This window comes from Actinokineospora guangxiensis (genome assembly GCF_042657845.1).
Lineage (GTDB): Bacteria > Actinomycetota > Actinomycetes > Mycobacteriales > Pseudonocardiaceae > Actinokineospora > Actinokineospora guangxiensis.
On the sequence record NZ_JBHSKF010000006.1, the window covers coordinates 276764 to 300572 of the forward strand.

Annotated in this window: 8 protein-coding genes; all 8 read right to left on the bottom strand. The window is 72.6% G+C overall.

Annotation, left to right across the window (positions count from 1 at the left end):
* Window positions 1–915: an aspartyl/asparaginyl beta-hydroxylase domain-containing protein gene (locus ACFPM7_RS15500; protein ID WP_378248311.1), complete on the bottom strand. Its 915-nt coding sequence runs from the start codon at window positions 913–915 to the stop codon at window positions 1–3.
* Window positions 912–2897 (bottom strand): aspartyl/asparaginyl beta-hydroxylase domain-containing protein, encoded by a 1986-nt coding sequence (locus ACFPM7_RS15505; protein ID WP_378248312.1) that lies wholly within the window; start codon window positions 2895–2897, stop codon window positions 912–914. The genes ACFPM7_RS15500 and ACFPM7_RS15505 overlap by 4 nt, the downstream gene beginning before the upstream one ends.
* Complete coding sequence (locus ACFPM7_RS15510; protein WP_378248313.1) at window positions 2887–4587, bottom strand: condensation domain-containing protein; 1701 nt, start codon at window positions 4585–4587, stop codon at window positions 2887–2889. Before ACFPM7_RS15510 ends, ACFPM7_RS15505 begins: the two co-directional genes overlap by 11 nt.
* Window positions 4580–12643 (bottom strand): amino acid adenylation domain-containing protein, encoded by an 8064-nt coding sequence (locus ACFPM7_RS15515; RefSeq protein ID WP_378248314.1) that lies wholly within the window; start codon window positions 12641–12643, stop codon window positions 4580–4582. Before ACFPM7_RS15515 ends, ACFPM7_RS15510 begins: the two co-directional genes overlap by 8 nt.
* The gene (locus tag ACFPM7_RS15520; RefSeq protein ID WP_378248315.1) at window positions 12640–18774 is read right to left on the bottom strand and encodes an amino acid adenylation domain-containing protein; all 6135 of its coding nucleotides are present in this window, start codon (window positions 18772–18774) and stop codon (window positions 12640–12642) included. Before ACFPM7_RS15520 ends, ACFPM7_RS15515 begins: the two co-directional genes overlap by 4 nt.
* A 123-nt stretch (window positions 18775–18897) precedes the next feature.
* Window positions 18898–19269, bottom strand: coding sequence for an ArsR/SmtB family transcription factor (locus ACFPM7_RS15525; RefSeq protein WP_378248316.1), 372 nt, complete (start codon window positions 19267–19269; stop codon window positions 18898–18900).
* 39 nt (window positions 19270–19308) lie between these two features.
* Window positions 19309–20565: an NAD(P)-binding domain-containing protein gene (locus ACFPM7_RS15530; RefSeq protein ID WP_378248317.1), complete on the bottom strand. Its 1257-nt coding sequence runs from the start codon at window positions 20563–20565 to the stop codon at window positions 19309–19311.
* A gap of 44 nt (window positions 20566–20609) precedes the next feature.
* Complete coding sequence (locus ACFPM7_RS15535; RefSeq protein WP_378248318.1) at window positions 20610–23744, bottom strand: amino acid adenylation domain-containing protein; 3135 nt, start codon at window positions 23742–23744, stop codon at window positions 20610–20612.
* Between the last annotated feature and the right edge of the window lie 65 nt (window positions 23745–23809).

Sequence of the window (23809 nt, forward strand, 5' to 3'; positions counted from 1 at the left end):
TCAGTCCCCGGCGGCGTCGTCGTGCAGCCAGCGGACGACGTCCCCGTCGCGCTCGGCGCCGACCACCTGGGACGCCGACATGTACTTGGCGAGGACTTGCTGGGTCGCGGTGTCGGGGGTCAGTTCGACGCGGCCGTCCCGCACCTCGACAGCGGACATTCCGCGGTCGCGCAGGAAGGAGGCGATCGGCGCGGTCGGATCGGGTCGCGGGCGGTCGCGGGAGCCGGGCAGGTCGGGGTGCGGGACCTCGATGTCCAGGAGCACCAGGTCGTGGTCGCCGTCGTTGAAGGCGCTGTGCTCGAAGGAGCCGTCGATGACCGCGCACCGCTCCGGCTGCCAGGCGAGGTGCTCATCGCCGATGCGCAGTCCGGCACCCTCGGGCACCGTGATGCCCAGTTGCACCGTCAGGACGGCGTTGGTTCGACCGCAGGTCGGCCGGGTGTGGGTGCCGGGGGCGAGCCTGGCGACGCTGATGGCGCCCGCGCTGAAGGTCGTGGCCTCGGGGATCTCGGCCAGCACCCCTCTGGTCACGGGCAGCAGCGCGCAGACGTCCTCGTGCCATCCACCGTCGCTGAACAGGAATGTGCGCCGCCACGTGCCCGCTCTCGCCGAACCGAGCGCACCCGAGGCGATGGCGTGGTCGATCTCGGCGCGCAGGGCGGGTCCGCGCTCCTGCAGAGGGTGGCTGAACCAGAAGTCCCCGGCGTCGTGGACGGGGCGGGCCGCGAGCCCGGCGACGTGGTCGCGGGGCCGCTGCATCGGCTGCTCCCACAGTCCTTGACGGACCGCCAGCTCGGCGACCTCGCGCGCGCGATCGGGCTCGCCCGCGTCCACCCACGCGTCGATGAGCACGGCGGTGTTGGCCCTGCTGACCTGGTCGAGGTAGCGGCGTGCGCCGTGGTCCTCGGCCGTCACGAGCCCGCCCCCCGCCCGCGGTGCACCCGCAGCCGGTCGTCGACCAGCTCGGCGCGATCGGCTCCCGCGCGGGCGAGGTGGCGCAGCGCGAGGTCGGACAGCTCCTGGTCGGGGTACAAGACGAGCCTGCCCTCGCGCAGGTGAGCCTCCTCCAAGCCGTTCTCGCTCAGGTAGGACACCATCTGTTCCTCCGTGGCCCGGGCTCGTTCGCGCAGCCTGCCGCTGTGGTCGCCGCCCAGTTCCGGGTGCAGGGTGTCCAGGATCAGCACGACCCGGTCCTCGGCGCCTTCGTGGCGGACCTCGTGCTCGAAGGAGTCGTCGAACACAAGGCAGCGGCCTTCCTCCCACGTCAGCCACTGGTCCGCGACGCGTATCCGCACCCCGGGCGGGACGGTGATCGGCAGGTGGACTCGGAGCAGCGCGTTGGTGGGGCCGCAGTGCGGCATGATGTGCGACCCGGGCGTGACCCGGGAAACGGTGATCACCCCGGGGTTGTCGGTGGTGAGTTCGGGGAAGGTCTCCAGGATCTCGCGGATCGTCGGGAAGTGCGCGCAGACGTCGTCCTGCCAGCGTCCGCCGCGGAACAGGTGCGCCTGCTTCCACGCCCCCGTGCGGATGAGGCCGCCGTCGTCGACGGTGTGCTTCACCGGGTCGACCTTGCCGTCGAGCACGTGGGCGATCTCGGCGCGGAAGTCCTCGTGGTGGCTCTCCAGCCGGGCGAGGAAGGGGAAGGAGGCCGGGTCGTGCAGCGGTGTGGCGGTGAGGCCGGGCAGGTACTCGCGGGGGCGTTGCAGCGGGTGCTCCCACACGCCTTGACTGACCGCGAGTTCCGCGCATTCGCGGGCGAGGTCGGTGCGTCCGCTGTAGTTCCACGCATCGATCACGGCGACGTAGTGTCGGCGCAACGCCTGGTCGTGGTAGTCCTTCGCGTTCGTGGTGGTCACCGCCTCGCTCCTTCCCCGCGTCTCGTTCCTGTCCGCGGTGGCGCGGCCGCGTTCCGCACCCGCCCTGCGCGCGATGGCGGCGCGCAGCCTGTCGGCATCGGCGCGGCGCTCCCCCGCGGTCCGCAGGAACAGCGCTTGGTCCGCGATGGACTTGTCCGCGGTGAGCCGGTGTCGGATGTAGGTGGCGTCGAAGGGCGCCGTGTAGTCCTGGTAGTGCAGGTGCCTGACGAGAACGCCGGGAACCCGGTAGAGCCTGCCGACGCGGCGGGCGATGTCGAAGATCCACTGCTCCGCCTGCCACTGCTGGAAGATCCCGGGGCTGTAGTAGCCCAGGGTCTCGTACCAGGCTCGGCTGATCATCGGGAAGTCCGCCGAGTCGTCGGTGTACTGGCCGCCGTCGAAGAACAGGCACAGGACTTCGTCGGGGTGTTCCACGGCCAGCTCCGCGACGCGGGCGTCGAACGCGCGGTCCCATCCGTGATCGACGTAGAGCTGGTCGTCGTTGGCCATCACGAGGAACTCCCCGCTCGCGGCGGCGGCGATGACGTTCCAGGCCGCCGACACGCCGATGGGCTCGCCGACGTGCAGCTCGCAGGCGGCGAGGTCGGGGTAGCGCCTGGCGGCCGAGGCGAACACCTTGCGGTAGGCATCGACGGTGGGGTCGTCGGAGTCGACGTAGCAGCGGATCTCCACTCGACCGGGGTTCGCGGCGGTGCGGTGGACGCTGCGGATGAGGCGGGCCATGCCCGCCGGGCGGTTCCGTGACGGGCACAGAACCGTCAGGCCGCGCTCGGGTGCGGTCACCGGGTCGTGGCGGCGCGCCGCTCGGGAGCGCAAGGACCTCGGCCGAAGCACGAACAGCGTGGTCAGCGCCTGACGCGCGCGGATGGTCAGGTTGACCACCGACACCACCCACGCCTGCCGGGGATCGCGCAGCGCCTTGGTGGCCAGGTCCTGGAGTCGGGCCGTGCGGTGGCGTTCCCGGTGCCCCATGAGGAGCTTGACCAGGACGAGCAGGCCGTAGCGGTCACCCGGCATGGCCGGCCTCCGGTTTCCTGCGCGCGGCGAGCAGGCCTGCGGCACGGCCCGCGTCCCGGTGGACCGCGTCGCGCACGGCGGAGAGCAGTTCTCCTACGCGCGCGTCCGGGTTGATGGCGACTCCGTCGAGATACGCGGCGAGGGCCGTCAGCACCAATCGGCCGCGGGCGGGCTCGAACCGGGTGCGGTCCATCCGGGCGCGCAACACCAGAGGCGGTCCGAGATGCGCCTCGAAGACCACGGCGTACCCCTCGTCGATGGTGGAGCGCACATCGCTGATGACCAAGCCCGACGACCTCTCGCCGACCAGCTTCGGGAAGTTCTCGATCACCGCGATGGTGTCGAAGAGTGGTATCGAGGCCGGGAACAGCCTGGTGATGCGGGTGAGTGGGGTGTGCTGGTGCTCCTCAAGCGCGCCGCGGTCGCGCTGGAGCGCGCTGAGCCAGTCTTCGACGCCCGCGTCCGTCTCGATGAGCACGCGCAGCGGCAGGGTCACGACGAAGTTGCCCAGCGCGGTGGTCGCGCCCGGCAGCGTCGCGGGCCTGCCCGCGACGGTCGCGCCGAAGCACACGTCCTCGCTGCCGCCGAGCGCGGCGATCGCCAGCGCCCAGCCCCCGTAGAGCACCGCGCTGAGGGTGAACCCGCCGGAGCGCGCGCGGCGGGCGACCGCGTCGGCGATGGCCGGATCGACGGTGATCTCGGTTGTCTCGATCGCGGAGTGGCCGGGGGCCGCCGCGGAGATCGCGACCGGAGCGAATCCTTCGAGCCTGCGTCGCCAGTAGCGCAGGCCCGCCTCGTCGTCGTGTTCGGACGCCCACGCGACGTATCGTGCGAAGTCGAACCCGTCGACAGCCCGGGGCGCCCCTGCCAGGGCGTCCAGCAGCTCGCGCAGGAGCAGCTGTTGGGACCACCCGTCGAGCACGAGGTGGTGGTGGACCAGGCTGACCACCCAGGAGGCGTCGGCGACGCGGAGTAGGCCGATCCGCAGCAGCGGGGGCTTGCTCAGGGCGAACGGGCGTGTCCGGTCCTCAGCGAGGTAGGCGGCCACCGCGGCCTCGCGGTCCTGGGCGGTGAGAGCGCGCAGGTCCCGCACATCGACGGGAATCCGCGCTGTTGGGGCGACGGTCTGCCGGGGGGTGTGCGCGTCCCAGATGAAGGCGGTGCGCAGCGCCGGGTGGTTGGTGACAGCGGCGGCGCAGGCGCTGCGCAGCGCTTCCGGGTCGAGCGGACCGTCGACGGTGCAGGAGGCGTGCGCGAGGTAGGCGGTGCCCGCCGCGTCGGCCAGGACGTGGAACAGCATTCCCTGCTGGATCGGGGTGAGGCCGTACTCGGCCTGCGGTGGGGCGGGTGCGTCGTCGGGTTCTGGGGCGAGCGTCGCGGCGGCGGCGGCGAGTTCGCGGACGGTGCGCAGTTCGAAGATGTCGGACGCGCTGATCCGCAGACCTGCGGCGGTGGCGCGGGCGACGATCACGATCGCGGTGATCGAGTCACCACCGAGCTGGAAGTAGTCGTCGTCGAGCCCGACGCCGTCGATCTCGAGGCATTGCGCCCAGATGCGCGCGAGGGTGCTCTCCTCCGGCCGAGGTGTCTCACCTCCGGGAGGAGGGCTGCTGTCGAGCAGCTTGGCCAGCAGCTCCCGCTGCACACCGGTAAGGGCTTGCACTCGGCGCTCGTAGTCCGGGTCACCCATGGGCGGCGCCTCCGAGTCCGAGGAGTTCCCCCGCGCCCGCGGGGCCGAGGTCTTCCACCGCGGCCAGGGCGCGGTGCTTGCGGGCGAAGTCCGGGTCGGTGAGGGCCGCGTGGTCCACCTTGCCGTTGGGCGTCAACGGCAAGGCGGCGAGCCGGACGATCTCAGTGGGGACCATGTGGGCGGGCAGCACGCCGGCCAGCGCGCTTCCCAGGTCGACCTTCCCGGGTGGACCGACCCAGTAGGCGACCAGGCGGACGTGGCCCTGCCGAGCGGGGATACCGACCACCGCGGCGTCGTGGACGCGCGGATGCTCGCGGAGCGCGGCTTCGACCTCGGCGGGCTCCACGCGGAACCCGCGCACCTTGAGCTGGCGGTCGGCTCGGCCCGCGTAGTGCAGCAGTCCGTCGTCGCCGAGGTGGACGATGTCGCCGGTGCGGTACACCCTGCCTGCGAGGGCGTCGGGGTCCGGGGTGAACCGGGCGGCGGTGAGCGCGGGGCTGCCCAGGTAGCCGCGGGCGACGCCGAGGCCGCCGACGTGCAGTTCGCCGAGCGCTCCCGGCGGAACCGGGCCTCGGGCGGACATGACCGCGGTGTGCACGCCGTCGATGGGAAGGCCGATCGGGACGCGCTCGGGGGCTCGTGCGGCGGTGGTGCGGTGGAAACAGCACCCGACGGTGGTTTCGGTCGGCCCGTACTCGTTGACCACCGGGATGTCCGGGGCGATCGCCGTCCACGGCCGCAGGTGACGGGCGAGGAGCGCGTCGCCGCCCGCGACCACGGTGGCGGGCGCGTCGACGCCGGTCGCGAGCTGAAGGCCGAGCGCTTCCAGGTGTGCCGGGGTGATCTTGAGCGGACCGTGCGCCTGCGGCAGCAGGGCGGGGAGCGCCGCGGTCGTGTCGCGGCGCGGGAGGACAACGGTGCCTCCTGAGGTCAGCGGGCCGAGCAGCGAGGTGACGGTCAGGTCGAAGGACAGCCGGGAGTGGGCCACTGTGCGTCCTGTGTGCGGCTGGTATTCGGTGTGGCACCAGCGCAGGTAGTTGGCGACCGCGGCGTGGGAGACACCGATGAGCTTGGGGGAGCCGGTGCTGCCTGAGGTGTGCACGGCGTAGGCGAGCGCCGCGGGGTGCCCGGCGCTCGCGACCGGCGGCTTCGGGGATGTCGCGGTCTCATCCACTCGTACCGACGAGCACCCGGGCGGCAGGTCGAGCCGGGCGTCGCCCCACCTGACGGCATGACGCACTCCGGCCACGGTCAACGCCCGGTGCGTGCGCTCGGCGGGATCGTCGGGTTCGACCGGCAGGTACGCGCCTCCCGCGCGCAGGATCGCCAGGAGCCCGACGACGAACTCCAGGCTCGGTCTCGCGGGAAGGGCGACGAGGGTGTCAGTGCGCACTCCCGCCTCGCGCAAAGCGGCGGCGACCCGCTCGGACGCCGAGGCGAGCCCTCGGTAGGTGAGGTGCCGCTCGGTCCCGTCCTGGTCGACGGCGACCGCCGCGACGGTGTCCGGGCTGGAATACGCCTGCCGCAGGATCAGCGCGTGGACGGTCGCGTCGCTCTGCCGCGCCGCCCGACCGCTGAGCACGTGGGCTCGCCGGGAGTCGGGCGCCAGGAGGGGGCGGGCTTTCCACGGCTGCTCCGGCGCGTCACCGAGCGCGGCGAGCGCATGCGCGTACTGGTCGATCAGGTGCTGGGCGGCGGCGTCGGTGAAACGGACGGGGTCGTGGTCCAGCAGCAGGCGCAAGGCTCGGGTCTGGGCGTCCTGGTTGAAGTGCGCGGTCAGCGGCATGTAGGTCTGGTCGGGGGCGACACCGCCGACGAGGTGCACGTCGGGGTCATCGGCGAGTTCGCCGTAGATGTGGAAGTGGGTGTAGACGAACAGGGCGTTGGTGAGGGCGCGGACGTGGTGTTCGCGATCGATCGCCGCGAAGGGGTAGCGCCGGTGGGGCAGCATCTCGCGTTCGGCCTCCCACGCCGCCGCGAGCAGCTCGCCCCAGGTCCCGTTCGGCATCGCCACGCGCAGGGGCACGAGGTTGTTGAACACGCCGACGGTGCGGTGGCCGTCGTGGTGCTCCGGGCGTCCGTTGGTCTCCAGCATCGTGACCACGTCGTCGGACGTGGTGTACTCGCGGACGACCCGCAGGTGCGCGGCGAGCAGCACCGTCTTGAGCGGCACGCCGTGGTCAGCCGCGATCCGGCGAAGGCGGTCGGCGAGATCGGGGGCGATGTCGAGCGTTCGACGGCGGGTCAGGCGGTCGCCTTCGACCGGGTGCTCGCCGGTCGGGACGAGGCAGGCGGGGACGGCGGTCAGCTTCCGCCGCCAGAACCGGCGGTGTTCGGGTGACCGGCGGGCGGCCGTCTCCAGCGCGACGAAGTCGGGGTAGCCGCCGGTCAGCGGCGGGCGGGTCGGGTCTTCGCCGCGCCGCGCGGCGGCGTGGCCGATGAGCAGTTCGGTGAGGATCGTGGCGGTGCACCAGCCGTCGAGGGCGAAGCTGCCGACGGAGAGCTGGAAGTCGTCGTCGCCTCGATGGTGGGCGGTGAAGCGCACGAGGGGGCCGGTGTCGGGGTTGAGCGGCCGGAGGCGTTCGCCGTGTACCCAGGCGGTGATGATCTCATCGTGCCGCTCGGCCGGGTGGTGCCGCAGATCGATGGTGGTGAGCGGTGCCGGCATTGCGGCGTGGACGAGCTGCAGGGGTTCCGGCTCGGCGGCGAGGTCGAAGCTGGACCGCAGATAGGGGTGCCGGGCCAGCACGTGGTCTGCGGCGGATCGCAACGCCGCCGGGTCGAACGGGCCTTTGACGCGGACGCTGGTGACGTAGACCTCGTGCCCGGCGCCCGCTGCCGTGGCGCGGCAGGCGAGTTGGCGGCTCAGCACCGCGCGCTGGGCCATGGAGATCGGGTAGGCGTCCTCGATCTGGTCCGGCAGAGCGGCCCGATGGCCGGGCGGGCAGAGCGCGAAAGGCGGCAACGGAGTTGGGGCGGGTTCGCCATCTCGGCTGCGCGCCAGAGCGGCGGTGGCGCTCACCGTGCGCGCTTCCATCAGGTCGGCGACGGTGACCGCCACGCCCGCGTCGCGCAATCGGGCGACCAGGCTCACGGCGATGAGCGAGTCTCCGCCCGCCGCGAAGAAGTCCTCGTGCGCACCGATCGCACGCCGTGTCCCGAGGACCGCGGCCCAGATCTCGGCGATGCGCGCTTCGAGCGGGGTTCCCGGCGGGGCCGGGGCGGGCTCCGGTGCTTCGGGGGCTGGTGGAAGCGCGGCTCGGTCGAGCTTGCCGCTGCGGGTCGTGGGCAACTCGGGAACGGAGACCACGGCGGACGGGAGGAAAGCGGCGGGCAGCCTGTCGCGCAGCGCGGTGCGCAGCGACGCCAGGTCGACGGGGTGGGCGGTGTCGCGGGGGACGATGTAGGCGACCAGTCGCGGCCCGTCCCGGCCCTGGTCGGCCAGGCAGGCCGCGTCGACGACGGCCGCGAGCCCGCGTAGCGCCGACTCGGTCTCGACGGACTCCACCCGCACTCCGGCGATCTTGACTTGTCGATCGGCTCGGCCGAGGTACTCCACCGCGCCGTCGGTTCGCCGCCTGCCGAGGTCGCCGGTGGCGTACAGGCGTGCGCCCGGTCGGTCCGCCCATGGCCTGGGGATGAACGCGGCCGCCGTGGCGGCCGGCGCGCCGAGATAGCCGCGGGCGAGGCAGACACCGCCGAGGTGGATCTCTCCGGGGAACCGCGAGGGCAGCGCTCCCCCTGAGCCGAGGACATGGGCTTCCACGTTGGTGATGGGGTGGCCGATCGGCACCTGTTCACCAGGGGCGCAGTGCCACCATGTCACGTCGACGGCCGCCTCGGTGGGGCCGTAAAGGTTGTGGACCTGGGCGTCGAGGCGGTGTGCGGCGCGGTGGGCGAGCACCGCGGGCAGTTCTTCGCCGCTGCAGATCACGCGCGCGAGGCCGCGGAGTCCCGCGTGAGCGGGGTCGGTGAGGAACCCGCGCAGCATGGTCGGCACGAAGTGGGTGGTGGTGACCTGCTGCTCGGCCAAGGCGCGGGCGAGCGCACCGGGATCGCGGTGGGCGCCCGGTGGGACGACGACGAGGCAGGTGCCGGTGACCAGTGGCCAGAACAGCTCCCACAGCGAGACGTCGAAGGTGGTCGGGGTCTTGTGCGCGACGCGGTCGTGGGGGTCGAGCGCGAACTGCTCCTGCATCCAGAGCAGGCGGTTCACGATCGCCCTGTGCGCGACGGCGACGCCCTTGGGATTGCCGGTCGTTCCGGACGTGTAGATCACGTAGGCGAGTTGGTCGGGATGCGCTGCTCGGCTGGAGGGGCCGTCGTGGGTACGGCACTCCCCCACGTCCAGCGGCGTGACGCCGGAGGGCAGCGGCGGGCTGCCCGGCCCTGTGGTGGTGAGGACCATGCGGACTCCCGCGTCCTGCAGCACGCCGCGCAGTCGCCGCGGTGGTCCGCTCGGATCGACCGGGAGGTAGGCGCCACCGGCCATCAGCACCCCGAGGGCGGCGGCGGGGACCGTGGCGCCGCGGTCGAGGAGCACGGCGACCGGCTCCTCCGCGCGGAGGCCGTGGTCGAGCAGGGTCGCCGCCACGCTTGAGGCCCATCGCACGAGGGTGCGATAGCTCAACTGTTGGCTGGTTCCGTCGGCGTCTCGCGCGCAGACGGCGATCGCGTCGGGGGTGCGCCGCGCTTGACGCAGGACGAGGTCATGCAACGTGAGGTCCGGCTCCCGCGGCACGGCGGGTCCCTGGGCGGCGCGCACCGCCGTGTGGAACTCGTCGCCGGTGAGCAGGCGGTGCCGGTGGACCGGCAGGTGCGGGCGGGTCACGGCGTCGCCGAGCAGGGTGGTGAAGCGTTCCGCCAGCTCGGCGATGGTGTCCGCGTCGAAGAGGTCCGGGTTGTACTCCAGCGACCCGGCGAGGGCACCGTCGGCCTCGGCCAGGTTGAGCGTCAGGTCGACGTGGGTCCACGGCTGCGGGGTCGCGACGGCGCGGACGTCCAGAGCGCCGGGGATACGCAGCGGCCCAGACCGGCCGAGCGCCAGCGCGCTCGTCCCGGCGCCGATGCCACCGGTGTCCGCGTGGAACACGGCGAGCACTTGGACCAGTGACGGTGTCCCTGATTCACGCTGTGGCCCGTGCTGGCGGACGATCTCGGGGAACGGCAGGCCCGAGTGGACGAGGTCGGCGCGCAGGTCGTGCCCGGTCTGTTCCACGAGTGCGGCGAAAGTGGCGCCCGGTCGGATGTGCCCCCTGATGGGGACCAGGTTGACGAAGCACCCCACCACGTCGGCGAGATCGGCGCGGTCGCGTCCGTGGACGATGGTGCCGACGACGACATCGCGCTGTCCTGTCAGGCGGCTCAGCAGCAGCTGTAGGCATGCCATGGCGACCGCGAAGGGCGTGGCGGCGCGCTCAGCCGCCAGCGCCCGCATCCTGCCCGTCACCTCCGCGCTCACTGTGAACGGCGCGGACGCACCGCGGAACGAGCGGGTCCTGGGTCGGGGACGGTCGGTGGGCAGTGGGAGGACCGACGGCGCACCGGCCAACCTGTGCCGCCAGTACTGGCGCAGGACGTCGCCCGCTTCACCCCGCATCAAGGCTGCGGAGCGCCGGGCGTGGGCGATCGGAGTGACGACCGGCGGTCGGGGTTGTGGGCTGTCCGAGCCTGCCTCGCGCGAGTAGCGGGCGAACAGGTCCCCGATGATCACTGAGAGGGACCAGAGGTCCGCGACCGCGTGGTGCGCGGCGAGGACGAGCGTGTGGTGATGCTCGCCGTGCTTCAGCAGCGTGAACCGGACTGGCACCGTGCCGTCGAGGGCGAGCCGGTCTGCGCACTCGCGGTGAAGCCGCTCGGCGAGCCGCTCGGCGGGGAGAACTCCTTCGGCGAGCTTCGGGCCGCGTTCTCCGACGCGCTGCGCGACAGCGCCATCCCGTTCGCCGAGGCTGGTGCGCAATGCCGGGTGGGCGTCGATGAGGCCGCCCAGCGCCCTGGCGAACGCTCCCCGGTCCAGGTGGCCGCGCATCTCCAGTGCCCTGACCAGGTGGTAGGCGGGGTAGCCGTCGGCGAGTTGCTCCTCGAACCAGAGGGCCTCCTGGGCGGGCAGCGGCGGCCCGACGCGGGGATCGCCCTCCTCGGGGATGTGCTCGCTGCCTGCGTTCAGCCTGCCCGCGGCGATCGCGTCGGCGACCATCCTGGTGCTCACCGGTCCCAGCAGCAGTGCGAGCGGGACGCGGACGCCGAAGACGCGTTCGACGCGGTGGCCGAGCTGGGTCGCCGCGAGGGAGTCCAGGGCCAGCGGCTCCCCGGCGTCCTCGGCATCGGCGAGCGCGCGTCCGATCGCGGCTTCGGCACGGTCGACGGCCGATCGGCCCGCGTCGTCGAGGGAGCTGACGGCGACGATCGGCAGCGCGCCCGCCGTCCAGGCCGCGCGGCAGCCGCCGCGACGGACTTTGCCGCTGGTGGTCTTGGGGACGCTGCCGCGTCGGACCAGCGCGACCAGGTGCGGCTCCACACCGTGGCGGTCCGCGATGGCCGCGCGAACCGCGGCCGCGACCTCGGCTATGTCGACGCCGTCGGCGCCGGGCGCGATCTCGTAGACGACGGCCAGTCGCTCGTGCTCGCCGTCTTCCAGCGCGAATGCGGCCCCGCAGGACGGCCGCAACGCGCGGTGGGCGCGTTCGGCGGCCCACTCGATGTCGTCCGGGTAGAGGTTCTGGCCCCGGATCACGATCATGTCCTTGAGCCTGCCGACCAGGTACAGTTCGCCGTCGACCAGCGCGCCGAGGTCGCCGGTGCGCAACAGCGGTCCCGAGTCGGTCGCGGGGAATACGGCGGCGGACTCCTCGCGCCGTCGCCAGTAGCCCTGCGCGACGCTGCCGCCGCGGACGCGCACCTCGCCGAACACGCCGTCGGCGACCTCGGCGCCGCTGTCCGGGTCGGTGATCGTGACCTGGGCGTCCCCGGCGAGGCGGCCGCTGCTGACCAGTGAGTGGGCGGGCGCGCCGTCGGCGGCCTGGGCGAGACGGCCGCCGCGCAAGGCGTCCGGGTCGGCGCGCAACTGCCGCGGCCGGACGCCGCGCGGCGCGCCGGTGACGATGAGGGTCGCCTCGGCGAGGCCGTAGCAGGGGAAGAACGCCTCGGGGGTGAACCCGTGGGGTCCGAACGCGGAGACGAAGCGGCGCAGGGTGGCGGCTCGGACGACCTCCGCGCCGTTGAACGCCACCCGCCAGGTGGACAGGTCGAGGTCGAGGTCCGGGCGGGCGCGGGCGGCGCACAGGTCGTAGGCGAAGTTGGGGCCGCCGCTGGTGACGCCGCGATAGCGGCTGATCGCCTCCGGCCAGCACAGCGGGTCGGCGAGAAACGCCGTCGGCGGCATCAGCACCGACAACGACCCCAGGTACAGCGGCTGCAGGACGTTGGCGATCAAGCCCATGTCGTGGAACAGCGGCAGCCACCCGACGAAGGTGGAGTCGCCGTCGTGCTCGCAGGTGGTCGCGATGGCGTGCTCGTTGGCCATGATGTTGCCGTGGCTGACCATCACACCGCGAGGTCGGCGAGTGGAGCCGGAGGTGTATTGCAGCAGCGCGATATCGTCCGCGCGCACCGGGTGGTGCTGGTAGTCGGCGGCGTCGTCCGGCACGGTGGCCACGTCCACGACCGGTGCGCCCGCCTTCTCCGTCCCGGCATCGGCTGAGCCGAGGACCAACGCGGGCGCGGCGTCCTGGCCGATCCACGCCAGCCGCTCGGCGCCGGACCTGCCGCCCTCGGCGTCGCACGGCACCGCGACCATCCCGGCGTAGAGGCAGCCGAGGAAGCCGGTGACGAACTCGCGCCCCTGGTGCGCCGGGTAGGTGATCAGCACCCGATCTCCCGGGCGGGCGCGGTCGAGCAGCGCGACGGCGATCGCCCTGGCCCTTCGGTCGACCTCGGCGAAGCTCAGGCGCGCCGACTCCGTCCGCCCGTCAGGGAGGAAGGCGTAGGCGTCCCGATCCGGCGTCCGTGCCGCACGTCCGCGCAGCACGTCGACGATGGTCGCCTGCTGCGCGCTCATGCGACCGGGGCCGCGGCCAGCGATCGCTCCACCGCGGCGGCGAAGCCGGCGATGGTGGGGGCGTCGAAGAGCGCTCGCACCGGCAGGTCCACGCCGAAGAGCTTGTTGGTCCGGGTCACGACGTGCATGGCGCGCAGCGACTCCCCGCCCAGCTCGAAGAAGTCGTCGTCGCGGCCGATGGTGTCGATTCCGAGCGCTTGGCACCAGATGGCGGCGAGAGTCTGCTCCGTGGCTCCCAGGGCCGGTGCCGACGCAGTGACCTGACGGGCCGCGGGGGCGGGCAGCGATGCCCGGTCCACCTTGCCGGTGCCGGTCATCGGGAGGGTGTCGAGCACGACGCAGGTCGAGGGGACCATGTACTTCGGCAGCAGGCCGCGCACGTGGCGCTGTAGCTCGGCGGGCTCGGTCACGGCGCCCTCGCGGGCGATGACGTAGGCGACGAGGACGGTCTCGCCGCCGCTGTCGGGTCGAGCGACGACGACCGAGCGCCGCACGTCCGGGTGGGCGTCGAGCGCGGCTTCCACGTCGCCGGGCTCCACCCGGAACCCGCGGATCTTGACCTGCTGGTCGGTGCGCCCGAGGAACTCCAGTTCGCCGGCGGCGGTGTGCCGGACCAGGTCGCCGGTGCGGTACATCCGCGCGCCCGGCTCGTCGGCGTACGGGTCGGGTACGAACGAGCTCGCGGTCAGCGCCGGGTTGCCCAGGTAGCCGCGGGCGAGAGCGCGCCCACCGAGGTACAGCTCCGCGGCGACGCCCACGGGCACAGGGCGCAGGAACGCGTCCAGCACGTACGCGCGGACGCCCGGAACGGGGCGGCCGATGGGGACGGTGTCGCCCGCGTGGTCCCGGGCCGCTTGCCACGCCGTGCTCCACACGGTGTTCTCGGTGGGACCGTACTCGTTGACGAACTCGGCGCGGGGCACGGCTTCGCGGGCCTGCCGGACCAACTCGGCCGTCACCGCCTCCCCCGCGGCGATCACCACGCGGAGGGTGTCCAGTGTGGACTCGTCAGCGGCGTCGAACAGCGTGGTGAGCAGCGACGGGACGGCGAGCGTGTGGGTCACCCGGTGTCGTTCGACCAACGCGGCGAGGCGGCGGGGCTCGACCTGGCTGCCTTCCGGTGCGAGCACGACGGTCCCGCCTGCGCACAGGGTCCAGTACAACCCCGCGACCGAGCTGTCGAAGGTCATCGCGGAGACGACGAGGAACCGCTCCGGGTCCTGCGGGTACCACTGCGATCGGGCCGCGGTCGAGCGCGCCAGGGCGTCGTGGGTGACGACGACGCCCTTCGGCGTGCCGGTCGAGCCGGAGGTGTAGAGCACGTAGGCCGCGTTCTGCGGGGACAGCACAGCGGGCGGGCGCTGGTCGTGGGCGCTGCCCTGCACCGGACGCGCGTCCGGGCCCAAGACCAGCTTGTCGACCCCATCGAGCACGTCGGCGTGCTCATCGGGCGCGACCACGACACGAGGTGCCGCCTCCACGAGCACCGCGTTGAGCCGGTCACCGGGCCAGGCGGGGTCGAGTGGCACGTACGCCGCTCCGGTGCGCAGGACCGCCAGCATCGCCACGACGGTCGGGATGTCGCGGCCCGCGATCACTCCCACCGCGGTCTCCGGCCCTGCGCCGCGGGCGGCGAGCACGGCGGCGCACTCGGCTGCCCGAAGCGCCAGCTCCCCGTAGGTAAGGCTCTCGCTGCCGCATTCGAGAGCGGTCGCGGACGGCGTCTCCCGGCACCACCGGTCGATCATGTCGACCACGGTCCCGCTCGCCTCGGGGGAAGCCGGGGGGTTCCATTCGCGGAGCAGGCGATCGCGCTCTTCCGCGGGCAGCAACGACCGGGTGTGGTAGGCCGCGTCGGGGTCGGCGACCATCTCCCGCAGCGCCAGGCTGTAAGCGTCGCGAAGCTGGTCCATGAGCGCCGCGGAGAACTGGAGCCCGTCGTACTCCAGCCTGATCTCCAGCTCGCCGGTTTCCCGGTTGAGCCGGAAGATCGCGCAGAATGGGAACGTCGACTCCCCGTAGAGCTCGCTGGCGACGTGGTCGACGCCGCGGCGGCGCCAGCGGTCGAGCTCGTGGAAGACGTGGTAGTCGGTGAAGAAGAACAGCGTCTCGGCGAGTGGCTCGTTGCCCTGGTGCCGCTTCAGCTCGGCCATCGGGAGCCGCCGGTACGGCAGGGAGGCGCGCTCGCTGTCGAGCGTCTGGGCGATGAGGTCCCGCCACGAACCGCCGTCCATCCGCACGCGCAGCGCGAGGCTGTTGACGAAGAGCCCGATGGCGGTGCTGCCGTCGGCGCCCTCCGGGCGTCCGTTGGTGACCGTGTAGGTGAGGGTGTCCGGTTGGCCGTTGTAGTGGTTCATCACGGCCATGTGGGCGGCGAGGAGGACACTCTTCAACGGGACGGCGTTGGCCACAGCGAGGCTCTTCACCGCGTCCGACAGTTCCGCGCCGACCGGGACCGCGATGCGCACGATCTCCCGCGCACCGTCGTCGGCGCCGAGGCGTCCGTCGGGGCGGGGCAGGCGCATCAGGTTCGCGCCGTCGAGGTAGTCCGCCCAGAACCGGTAGTTCTCCTCGCGGCCGAGCGCGTCGATCTCCAAGGCGACCGCGTCGCGCATCGTCGCGGTAGGCTGCCGCAGCTCGATCGGCTCCCCGTAGACGAGGGAGAAGTAGTGGCCGAACAGCTCGGTCACCAGCAGAGCCTCGCTCCACCCGTCGACGATCTCGTGGTGGAAGCCGTAGGTGAACTGGAAGGTGTCGTCGTCGAGCCGCTGCGCCATGAAGCGGATCAGCGGGTGCTCGTCCAACTCGAACCCGCGCTGCTTCTCCTGTTCCACCCATCCGCGCACACGGTCCTGCTGCTCGTCGGGAGCCAGGCCGCGCAAGTCCTCGAAGGACAGCGGATCGGGGAACGTGCTGTGCACGAGCTGAAGCGGCGTGCTGAAGGTCGTCTGGTCGAAGGAGACCCGCAGCATCGGGTGGCGGTGCAGGAGCTGGTGGATGACCGTGCGCAGGATGTCCAGGTCGAACGGGGCTTTGAGCCGCACCGACGCGATGGCGTGGTAGACCGCCGATTTCGCGGCGAAGGCGCGGTGGAAGATCATGCCTTCCTGCAGCAGGTTCAGCGGGAACGCGTCTTCGACGTCAGCGGGCATCAGGTCGCGGTCCTGCCGCGACACCAGCTCGAACGGCGCGGTGCGCGGCTCCTCGGATGCCGCTCGGCCCTCGGCGACGACGGCGGCGAGTTCGCGGACGGTGGGGTGGCGGTGCAGGTCGGCGACGCTGACCTCGACCCCGCGCGCGGCGGTGCGGCTGGCGACCATGACGCTGCGGATGGAGTCGCCGCCGATGACGAAGTAGTTGTCGTCGATGCCGACCCGTTCGCGGCCGAGGACGGCGGCCATGGCGTTGGCCAGGATCTCCTCGGTGTCGGAGCGGGGCGCGGCGTAGGGAGCCGTCTCGGCTGCCGCCAGGCGCAGCGCGGCGCGGTCGAGCTTGCCGTTGGCGGAGACCGGCAGCTCGCTGATGGCGGCGAACCGGGTCGGGATGAGGTAGTCGGGCAGTGCCGCGCGGCAGTGCGCGTCCAGGTCGGCGGGTGCGGGGAGCGCGCCGCCGTCGACCGGGACGAGGTGCGCGGCGATCTGCTCGTCCCGCACGGTGACGACGGCGGCCTCGATGCTCGGGTGCGCGGCGAGGACCAGTTCGATCTCGGCCGGTTCGACCCGGTGGCCCCGCACCTTCACCTGGTCGTCGGTGCGGCCCAGGTACTCCAGTTCGCCGCGGCGGGTGCGCCGCACCCGGTCGCCGGTGCGGTACAGCCGCTGTCCCGGCCGGTCACGATCGGGTGTGAACCGCGCCGCGGTGAGCTCGGGTCTTGACAAGTAGCCCTCGGCGAGGCAGTCACCGCCGAGGTGCAGCTCCCCTACGACGCCGTCGGGCACCGGCCGTCCGGCCGGGTCGAGGACGACAACGAGAACGCCGTCGATCGGTGTGCCGATCGGAATCCGGCCCGCGGACGGGGTTCCGGGGCCGACGCGGTGGGCGACACAGCCGACGACCGCCTCGGTGGGGCCGTACTCGTTGACGATCGATAGGTCCGGGCTTGCTCCGCGGAGTGGTTCGACCAGCTCCGCGTGCAGCGCTTCGCCGCCGAGGACGAGGGTGTGCAAGGGCCTGGTCACCTGCTCGTCGCTCAGGAGGGCGCGAAGCGCGACGAGGTGGGAGGGGGTGATCTTCAGGAGGTACCGCCCGTGTGCGTCCCGGAGCGCGGAAGCGAGCCCGCCCACGCCTTCGGCCTCGGGGACGAGCACCACCTTCCCGCCCACCGCGAGCGGCGCGAGCAGGCCCGTCACGGTGAGGTCGAAGCCGACCGACGAGGCGACCAGCGCGCCGTCGCAGTCGGCCACGCCGTACTCGGCGACGGCCCAGTCGAGGTAGTTGGCGAGCCCGCGGTGGGTGACGACCACGCCGGCGGGGACACCGGTCGACCCGGACGTGTACATGACGTAGACCGGCTCATCGGGCTCGGGTTCCCGGAGCAGGACCGCCGGACCGGGGACGGGCCGAGCGGGGATGATCGGCATGGGCGACGTCGGCGGCGCCGCGCTGTCGTCGGCCACGATGACCTTGGCCTCGGTCTCCGCGGCGATGAACCCGACCCGTGCCCATGGTTGGCGAAGGTCGACGGGAACGTATACCGCGCCGGTCTTCATGGCGGCGAGCACGCAGGCCAGGAACTCCGGCGAACGAGCCAGCCGGAGCACGACCCGGTCTCCCGCGCTCACCCCGCGCTCGCGGTAGGCACGGGCCATGCCGTCGGCGAGCGCGTCGAGTTCGGCGTAGGTCAGGGTGCGCCCGGCGTGCTCGACGGCGATCGCACCTGGCGTAGCCGCGACCTGGGCGGCGAACTTCGCCACGAGGGCTGTGGAGCCCTCGGTCGCGCCGGGCGGGCGTGCCCCGACCATGATCGGTCGCTCCCCGGGCAGCAGCAGGTTCAGGGCGTCGACCGGCTGTTCCGGGGACATGACCGCCGCGCGCAGGAGCTCGACGTAACGGTCGACCGTCCTCGCCGCGTGGTCGGAGTCGACTCGGCAGGCGTCCCCCGCGTACTCGACAAGCAACCCGCGGGGTGTCCAGGTGACGGCGACGACCAGTGGCAGGTCCGCGTCCGCGTGCTCCCACAGCAGCGAGAGCGGACCCGACTCCCGCGGAGACCCCAGGTCACCGCAGCGGAATCCGATGGCGGACCCGGCCGCCCAGCCGGGCGAGAGGTCGTCCAGGCGTTCGCCCGCCGCGGTGATGTCGGCGGCGACGGTCGTCACCACGTCGAGGAACGCCGTATCGGGTGCGGGGGCGGTCAGCGGCGCTTCCCGGTCGAACGGGCCGGGCGCTCCGCGCAACTCCTCGAAGCGCCGTCCGGTGACCACCACGGCGCATGCCGGGGCGCCGTCGGCGGACAACCGCGCGCACAGGGCGGTCCACGCGGCGACCAGTACCGCCGACGCGTCGACGCCCGCCATCCTCGCCACCCCGGAGACAGCGTCGGAGACCGCGGCGCCGAGCGGCCTGCTGCCGTGAAGCCGGGTGTCGTCCCCACGTTCACCTGGGATGTCGCCGAGCAGGTCGGCGGCCGCGGCGAGGGCGCGGGAGTCCGTGGCGGCGCTCCACTGCGCGCGCAGCGTCGCCCGGTCCGGATCGTCGAGGAGGTCATTGTGCCAGGCGGCGTAGTCGGCGTACTGGATGGCGGGCTCGGGCAGGTCGGCGCCTGCGAGAACGCGGTTGAGCTCGCCGAGCACGATGCGCGGCGACGCCGAGTCGGCGATTGTCGCGGGCGCGGTGATGAGCAGGGCGGTGCGCGCGGCCCTCGCCTCGACGCGGGTGAACCGGGCCTGGCCGGAGGCCGCCGCGAGCGCGCGTTCCCGCGCGGCGAGGTCAGTGAGGGACGCGGTGTCGGAAGCGACCTCACCCACGGGATGGTCGACGTGGTCGAGGACCGTCTGGACGGGCACGCTAGCCGCGCTCGCAGGCAGCAACCGGGTGCGGAGGATCTCGTGCCTGCCGACGACCACGGCGATCGCGGCATCGATCGCGGACGCGGACGTGGACGGGTCGACAGCCGCTGCCAGTTGCACCACGGCGGGCGGCTCAGCAGGAGTTCGCCTCTCCCACAGCCGGCGCTGGCGGGGGGAAGCGCGGAAACCCGCAGGCGCTGTCTCCTCCACTCTGATCTCCTCCGCGACGCAGGGGCACAGGCGCTATCAGATCCAGGCCGGTCCGATTCGGTTGCAGGACAGCAGGCATTCGCGGAGGTCGTCGGCGACCACGCCTGCCGCCGCGAGCACGTCGGCCAGCCTCGGGTCCGCGATCCGGTAGATGGCCCGCCGCGATTCGCGCTCGACCTCGACGAAGTGGCACCACCGCAGGCAGGCCATGTGGTTGGAGACGCGGCTCTGCGGCACCTGGAGGATCTCGACGATCTCGCCGACGCTGCGTTCGCGCTCCAAGAGCAGGCGCAGGATCGCGACCCTGGTCGGATCGGACAGGACCTTGAAGAACCGGGCGAGCGGCACGGAATCGTCCATCAGTGCCGTGCCGGACGTGCCATCGCCTTCGGCGACTACCGGGTCCATGTGCGGATGGTAGAACAGGCAAACCTGATACAACAGGTCTCATCGGCGGGCAACTTGACGGGGTCCCTCGCCGACCCGGTGCACCGCCACGTCCGGACGGTCCGCGACACGGTGCCAGGGGTCCACCACCACCGACCCCGGGGGGAAGTCGTGGTCGACGAACTCCTTCTCCGGATTGCCGATGAAGTACGCCGCAGGCTCCGCTTCCAGCGGCCCGAGGTCCGCTGGACCGGGGACGACCCTCACCTGCCTGCCCGCCAGCCGGAGCTGGGTGGCCATGAGTACGGAGGAACTGCCTGCCTCGATGTCGGTACCGGGCTTGAACGCGGTCCCGAGCAGGACCAGCGGCCTGCCGCCTGCGAGGTCGACGAAGAGGTCGCCCAGCCACTCGACGTAGGCCTGGCGAGACCGCATGACGGCGGTGAAGAGGTCGGAACCGTCACCGACCCCGCGGGCCAGCCAGGACAAGGCGATGTTGTCGCGGGGGTGGCAGGGACCGCCGTCGCCCATGCCGGGGCCGACGTAGGCCGGGCCGAGGATCCTGCGGTCGGCGGCCGCGATGACCTGGTAGACGGCCGCGGCGTCCGCCCCGACCTCGTGCGCCATGCGCTGCACGGTGTTGGCGATGGTGACCTTGGCGCTGATGTAGGTGTTGTAGACCATCTTGGCCAGTTCGGCGCTCTCGTAGTCCATCACGAGCACGGGCGCCGCGCCGCCGAGTCCCCTTAGGACGGATTCCACGGTCGGCGCCGGAGTGCCCTCGCAGCCCATCAGGGTGAACTCGGGCGCGCACAGGTCCGCGGCGACCGTCCCCATCGCGACGAACTGCGGGCAGTAGACGATGTCGTGCCCCCCGACGAGGGGGAGCACCCTGGCCCGGACGGTGCCGGGCAGCACCGTGGACATCACGCCGATCTCCATCGGGCGCGGCGCGTGGCGGGCGATGTCGACCAGGACGCTGGTCAGCGCGTCGTAGCTGAAGTCCGCGCGGGACTCGGGCAGCGGGGTGGTGCCCTCGTACGCGGGCTGGTGCGGTGTCTCGACCAGGACGAAGACGCAGTCCACCTCGACGAGGAGGTCTTTCAGGGGTGCGAACCGCAGGGGCAGCGATGCGTCGGCGGCGTCGGCCAGCGCGGTGGAGCCGTCGATGCCGCGCTCGTGGGGCGAGAGCGCGGACACGCTCATCCGATCCGGGTTCTTGTCGTAGCCCAACACCTTGTGCCCCCGCATCGCGAGGGTCACCGCCACCGGGAGGCCGAGCTTGCCCAGCCCGATGACGCCGATCGTGGCCGCCATGGATGTACTGGACCACGTGCCCGAACGGCGACACAAGGCCCTTATCAGGTTTTCCTGTTGAATGCCCCTCCGAGCTCGTCTCCCGCTGCTCCGACCGAGGTCAGCCCGCCGTCGGGCGCACCGCAGAGGTGTCCGAGGAGTTCGGCGAAGCCCTCGGCCAGGGAGGCGACCCTGGCCGGGGCCACGGCATCGGGCCTGCAGTCGAGGACCACCTCGACGTCGCGGTCGCGAGGGAACAGCATCAACTCGACGTCGAGGGCCGTTCCGGGCGGTTGGTCGAGGAACGGCCCGATGTCCACCCCGCCGACCGCGGCCGCCCCGAAGACGTCCTCGCGGTGGTTGGGGTTGAGCAGCGACTGGCCCTGTTGCAGCACGATGGCCGCCTGGTAGGCGGGGTGACGACCGGCTGCGGCGCCGAGCCGGTCGGCGAGGACCGCGAAGGGGACGTCCGCGTCCCCGAACGCCTCGACGGCCCGATCCCGCACCTGCCCGACGAGTCCGCGGAAGGTGGAGACCGCCGCGAGGTCGCAGCGCAGGGGGAAGGACTCCGCGCAAGGCCCGATCACCTCGGTCAGTCCGGGGTGGTCGCGTCCGGCGGTCGGGCAGCCGATGACCAGGTCGCTCTGCCCGGTCAGAACCCGCAGCAGCACGGCGTACGCGGCGGCGTAGACCATGAAGGGGGTGGCGCGCTCGGCGCGGGCGAGGGCGTCGACCAGGGTGAGCGTCTCGGCGGGCACGGCGGCGAAGGCGCGGGTGGGTTCGGCGGGACCGGGGATCCGCGCGCCGGCGGTCAACGCCAAGGGGGTCACGCCCGCGAGCCGGGTCGTCCACCGGTCCAGTTGGGCGCGGCCGGACTCGCTCGCCAGCGCGCGGCGCTGCTCGGCCGCCCAGTCGGAGTAGTGCACCGGTTCGGGCAAGACGGCGGGCTCGCCGGTGATCGCGGCTCCGTAAGCGCGCAGGATCTCGTGGCTGACCAGCTCGACGGACCAGGCGTCGGCCGCGATGCGGTGGATCGCGAGTGCGAGGACGAGGTCCTGTCGGCCGAGACGGATCAAGGTCGCCCGTATCGGCGGCCCTGCGGAGAGCCGCATGGGGGCGGTGGAGACCTCTTCGGCGACCTGGCGCGCGGTCGATTCGGCGAGGGCCGCGGGGAGCCCGGACAGGTCGAGGAGCCGCGCTTGTGCCGCCGCGCGCGGCAGCCGGACGAACCGCGGCGGTGCGGCGGGCTCGTTCTCGACCACGGTGCGCAGGATGTGGTGCCTGCGCTGCAGGTCCAGCAGAGCGTTGCCGAGCGCGCGCAGCCCGATGGGCCCGCGGACACGCACGACGAGCGGGAGCAGCAGGTCCGCGGCGTCGGGCCGCTCGACGGTCCAGTCGAGTACCGCGCGTTGGGTCGGGGACAGCGGTCCCGGTTCGGTCGGCTGGGGCAGGGGAACCGAGCGGGGGGAGCCTGCGGGAGGAGGGGGACCGTAGCAGCGGTCGAGTTCCTGGGCGAGGGCGTTGACGGTGGGGGTCGTGAACAGCAGGCGCGCGGGCGGCTCCTCTCCGAGCAGCGCCGTGATCCCACCGCGCACCCGCAGGGCGGCCAGCGAATGTCCGCCGATGTCGAAGATGTCGGCGGACGGGTCCACCTCGGCGACCCCGATCGCCTCCGCCCACATCCGCGCCAGGACGGGCACCCACGATGATGTGGCGTCGACCGCTGAGGCGCACGGCGCCGCCGCGGGGAGCCGCACGGCGGGCAGGTTCGCCCGGTCGAGCTTGCCGTTCGGCGTCCTGGGCAGCCGGTCGAGTTCGGTGACGACTTCGGGCACGAGCGGGGACGGCAGGCTCGCGCGCAGGTGCGCGCGCAGGTCGACGCCGTCGAGCCCTCCGGGCCGATCCGGCGCGACGAAGGCGCCGAGCACGGACCTGCCCAGCACGTCGGCCTGCACGACCGCGGCTTCGGCGACGCCTGGCACGGCCATCAGCGCCTGCTCGATCTCGGCGGGCTCGATGCGCACGCCCCGGTGCTTGATCTGGTCGTCGACGCGGCCGAGGAAGAACAGCAGGCCATCGGCGTCGCGGTGCCCGAGGTCCCCGGTCCGGTACATGCGTCTGCCCGGTTCGCCGCCCGCTGGTTCGGGCACGAACCGTTCCGCCGTGAGGGCGGGCTTTCCCAGGTAGCCGCGGGCCAGGCCCGCCCCCGCGATGGCCAACTCCCCCGTGCCGCTGCCCGCGAGGAGGCCGTGCTCGGTGATGATGTGGATGTCGGTGTTGGCGACAGGACGCCCGATGGGCGGGACGGCGTGGTCGTCCGGCGAGCGCGGGACCACCGCGGCGGTGGCGTAGCTGGTGTACTCGGTCGGGCCGTAGAGGTTCACCAGACGTTGGATGGCGCTGCCGGAGTAGATCCGCTCGACCACGGCGGGCAGGAGCGCTTCTCCGCCGACGATCGCGGTGGTGACCGAGCTCGGCAGTCTTCCGGTGCGCAGCAGGTCGGCGACCACCGAGGGAACAGTGTGGATCAAGCGGACCGCGGCGGCGTGGGAGCCGTCGGCGACGGCCTCGGGACCCGAGCCGACGACGGTCGTCCCGCCGGTGCTGAGCGGACCGAAGATCTCCAGGATGGAGCAGTCGAAGCAGACGGAGGTCGACGCGAGCACCCGGTCCAACTCGACGCCGAACATCGTCGCGGACCACCGCAGGAGGTCGACGGCGTTGGCGTGGGTGATGCCGACGCCTTTGGGCGCGCCGGTCGACCCCGAGGTGTAGAGGACGTAGGCGAGGTGGTCCGCGTGCATCGGAGCCACGCGCGTCGGATGAGGCTGTTCCCGTGGGATGTCACCGGGGGCGATGACCGGCACGTCCGCGCCGCGCGGTCCGGCGAGCGTGGGATCCGCCGTGACGAGGACCGCCATGCCGGCGTCGGCGACCATGTAGTCGAGGCGCTCGCGCGGATAGGCCGGGTCGAGAGGCACGTACGCGGCGCCCGCGGTGAGCACCCCGAGCATCGCCGCGACCAGGTCCGCCGACCGGTCCAGGTGGACACCCACGAGGTCGCCGTGCCCGACCCCGGCCTTCTGTAATCGCCACGTCCACGCCCGCGCGCGCCGGCCCAACGCCCGATAGGTCAGATGCTGGGCGCTGTCGACCACGGCCACTCGATCGGGGTGGTCGGCGACCTGCCGCCAGAACATCTCGTGCATGGTGACGGGCAAACCAGCCTCCGGACGACTGGGCCGACGCTAGCGGCATATCCGGG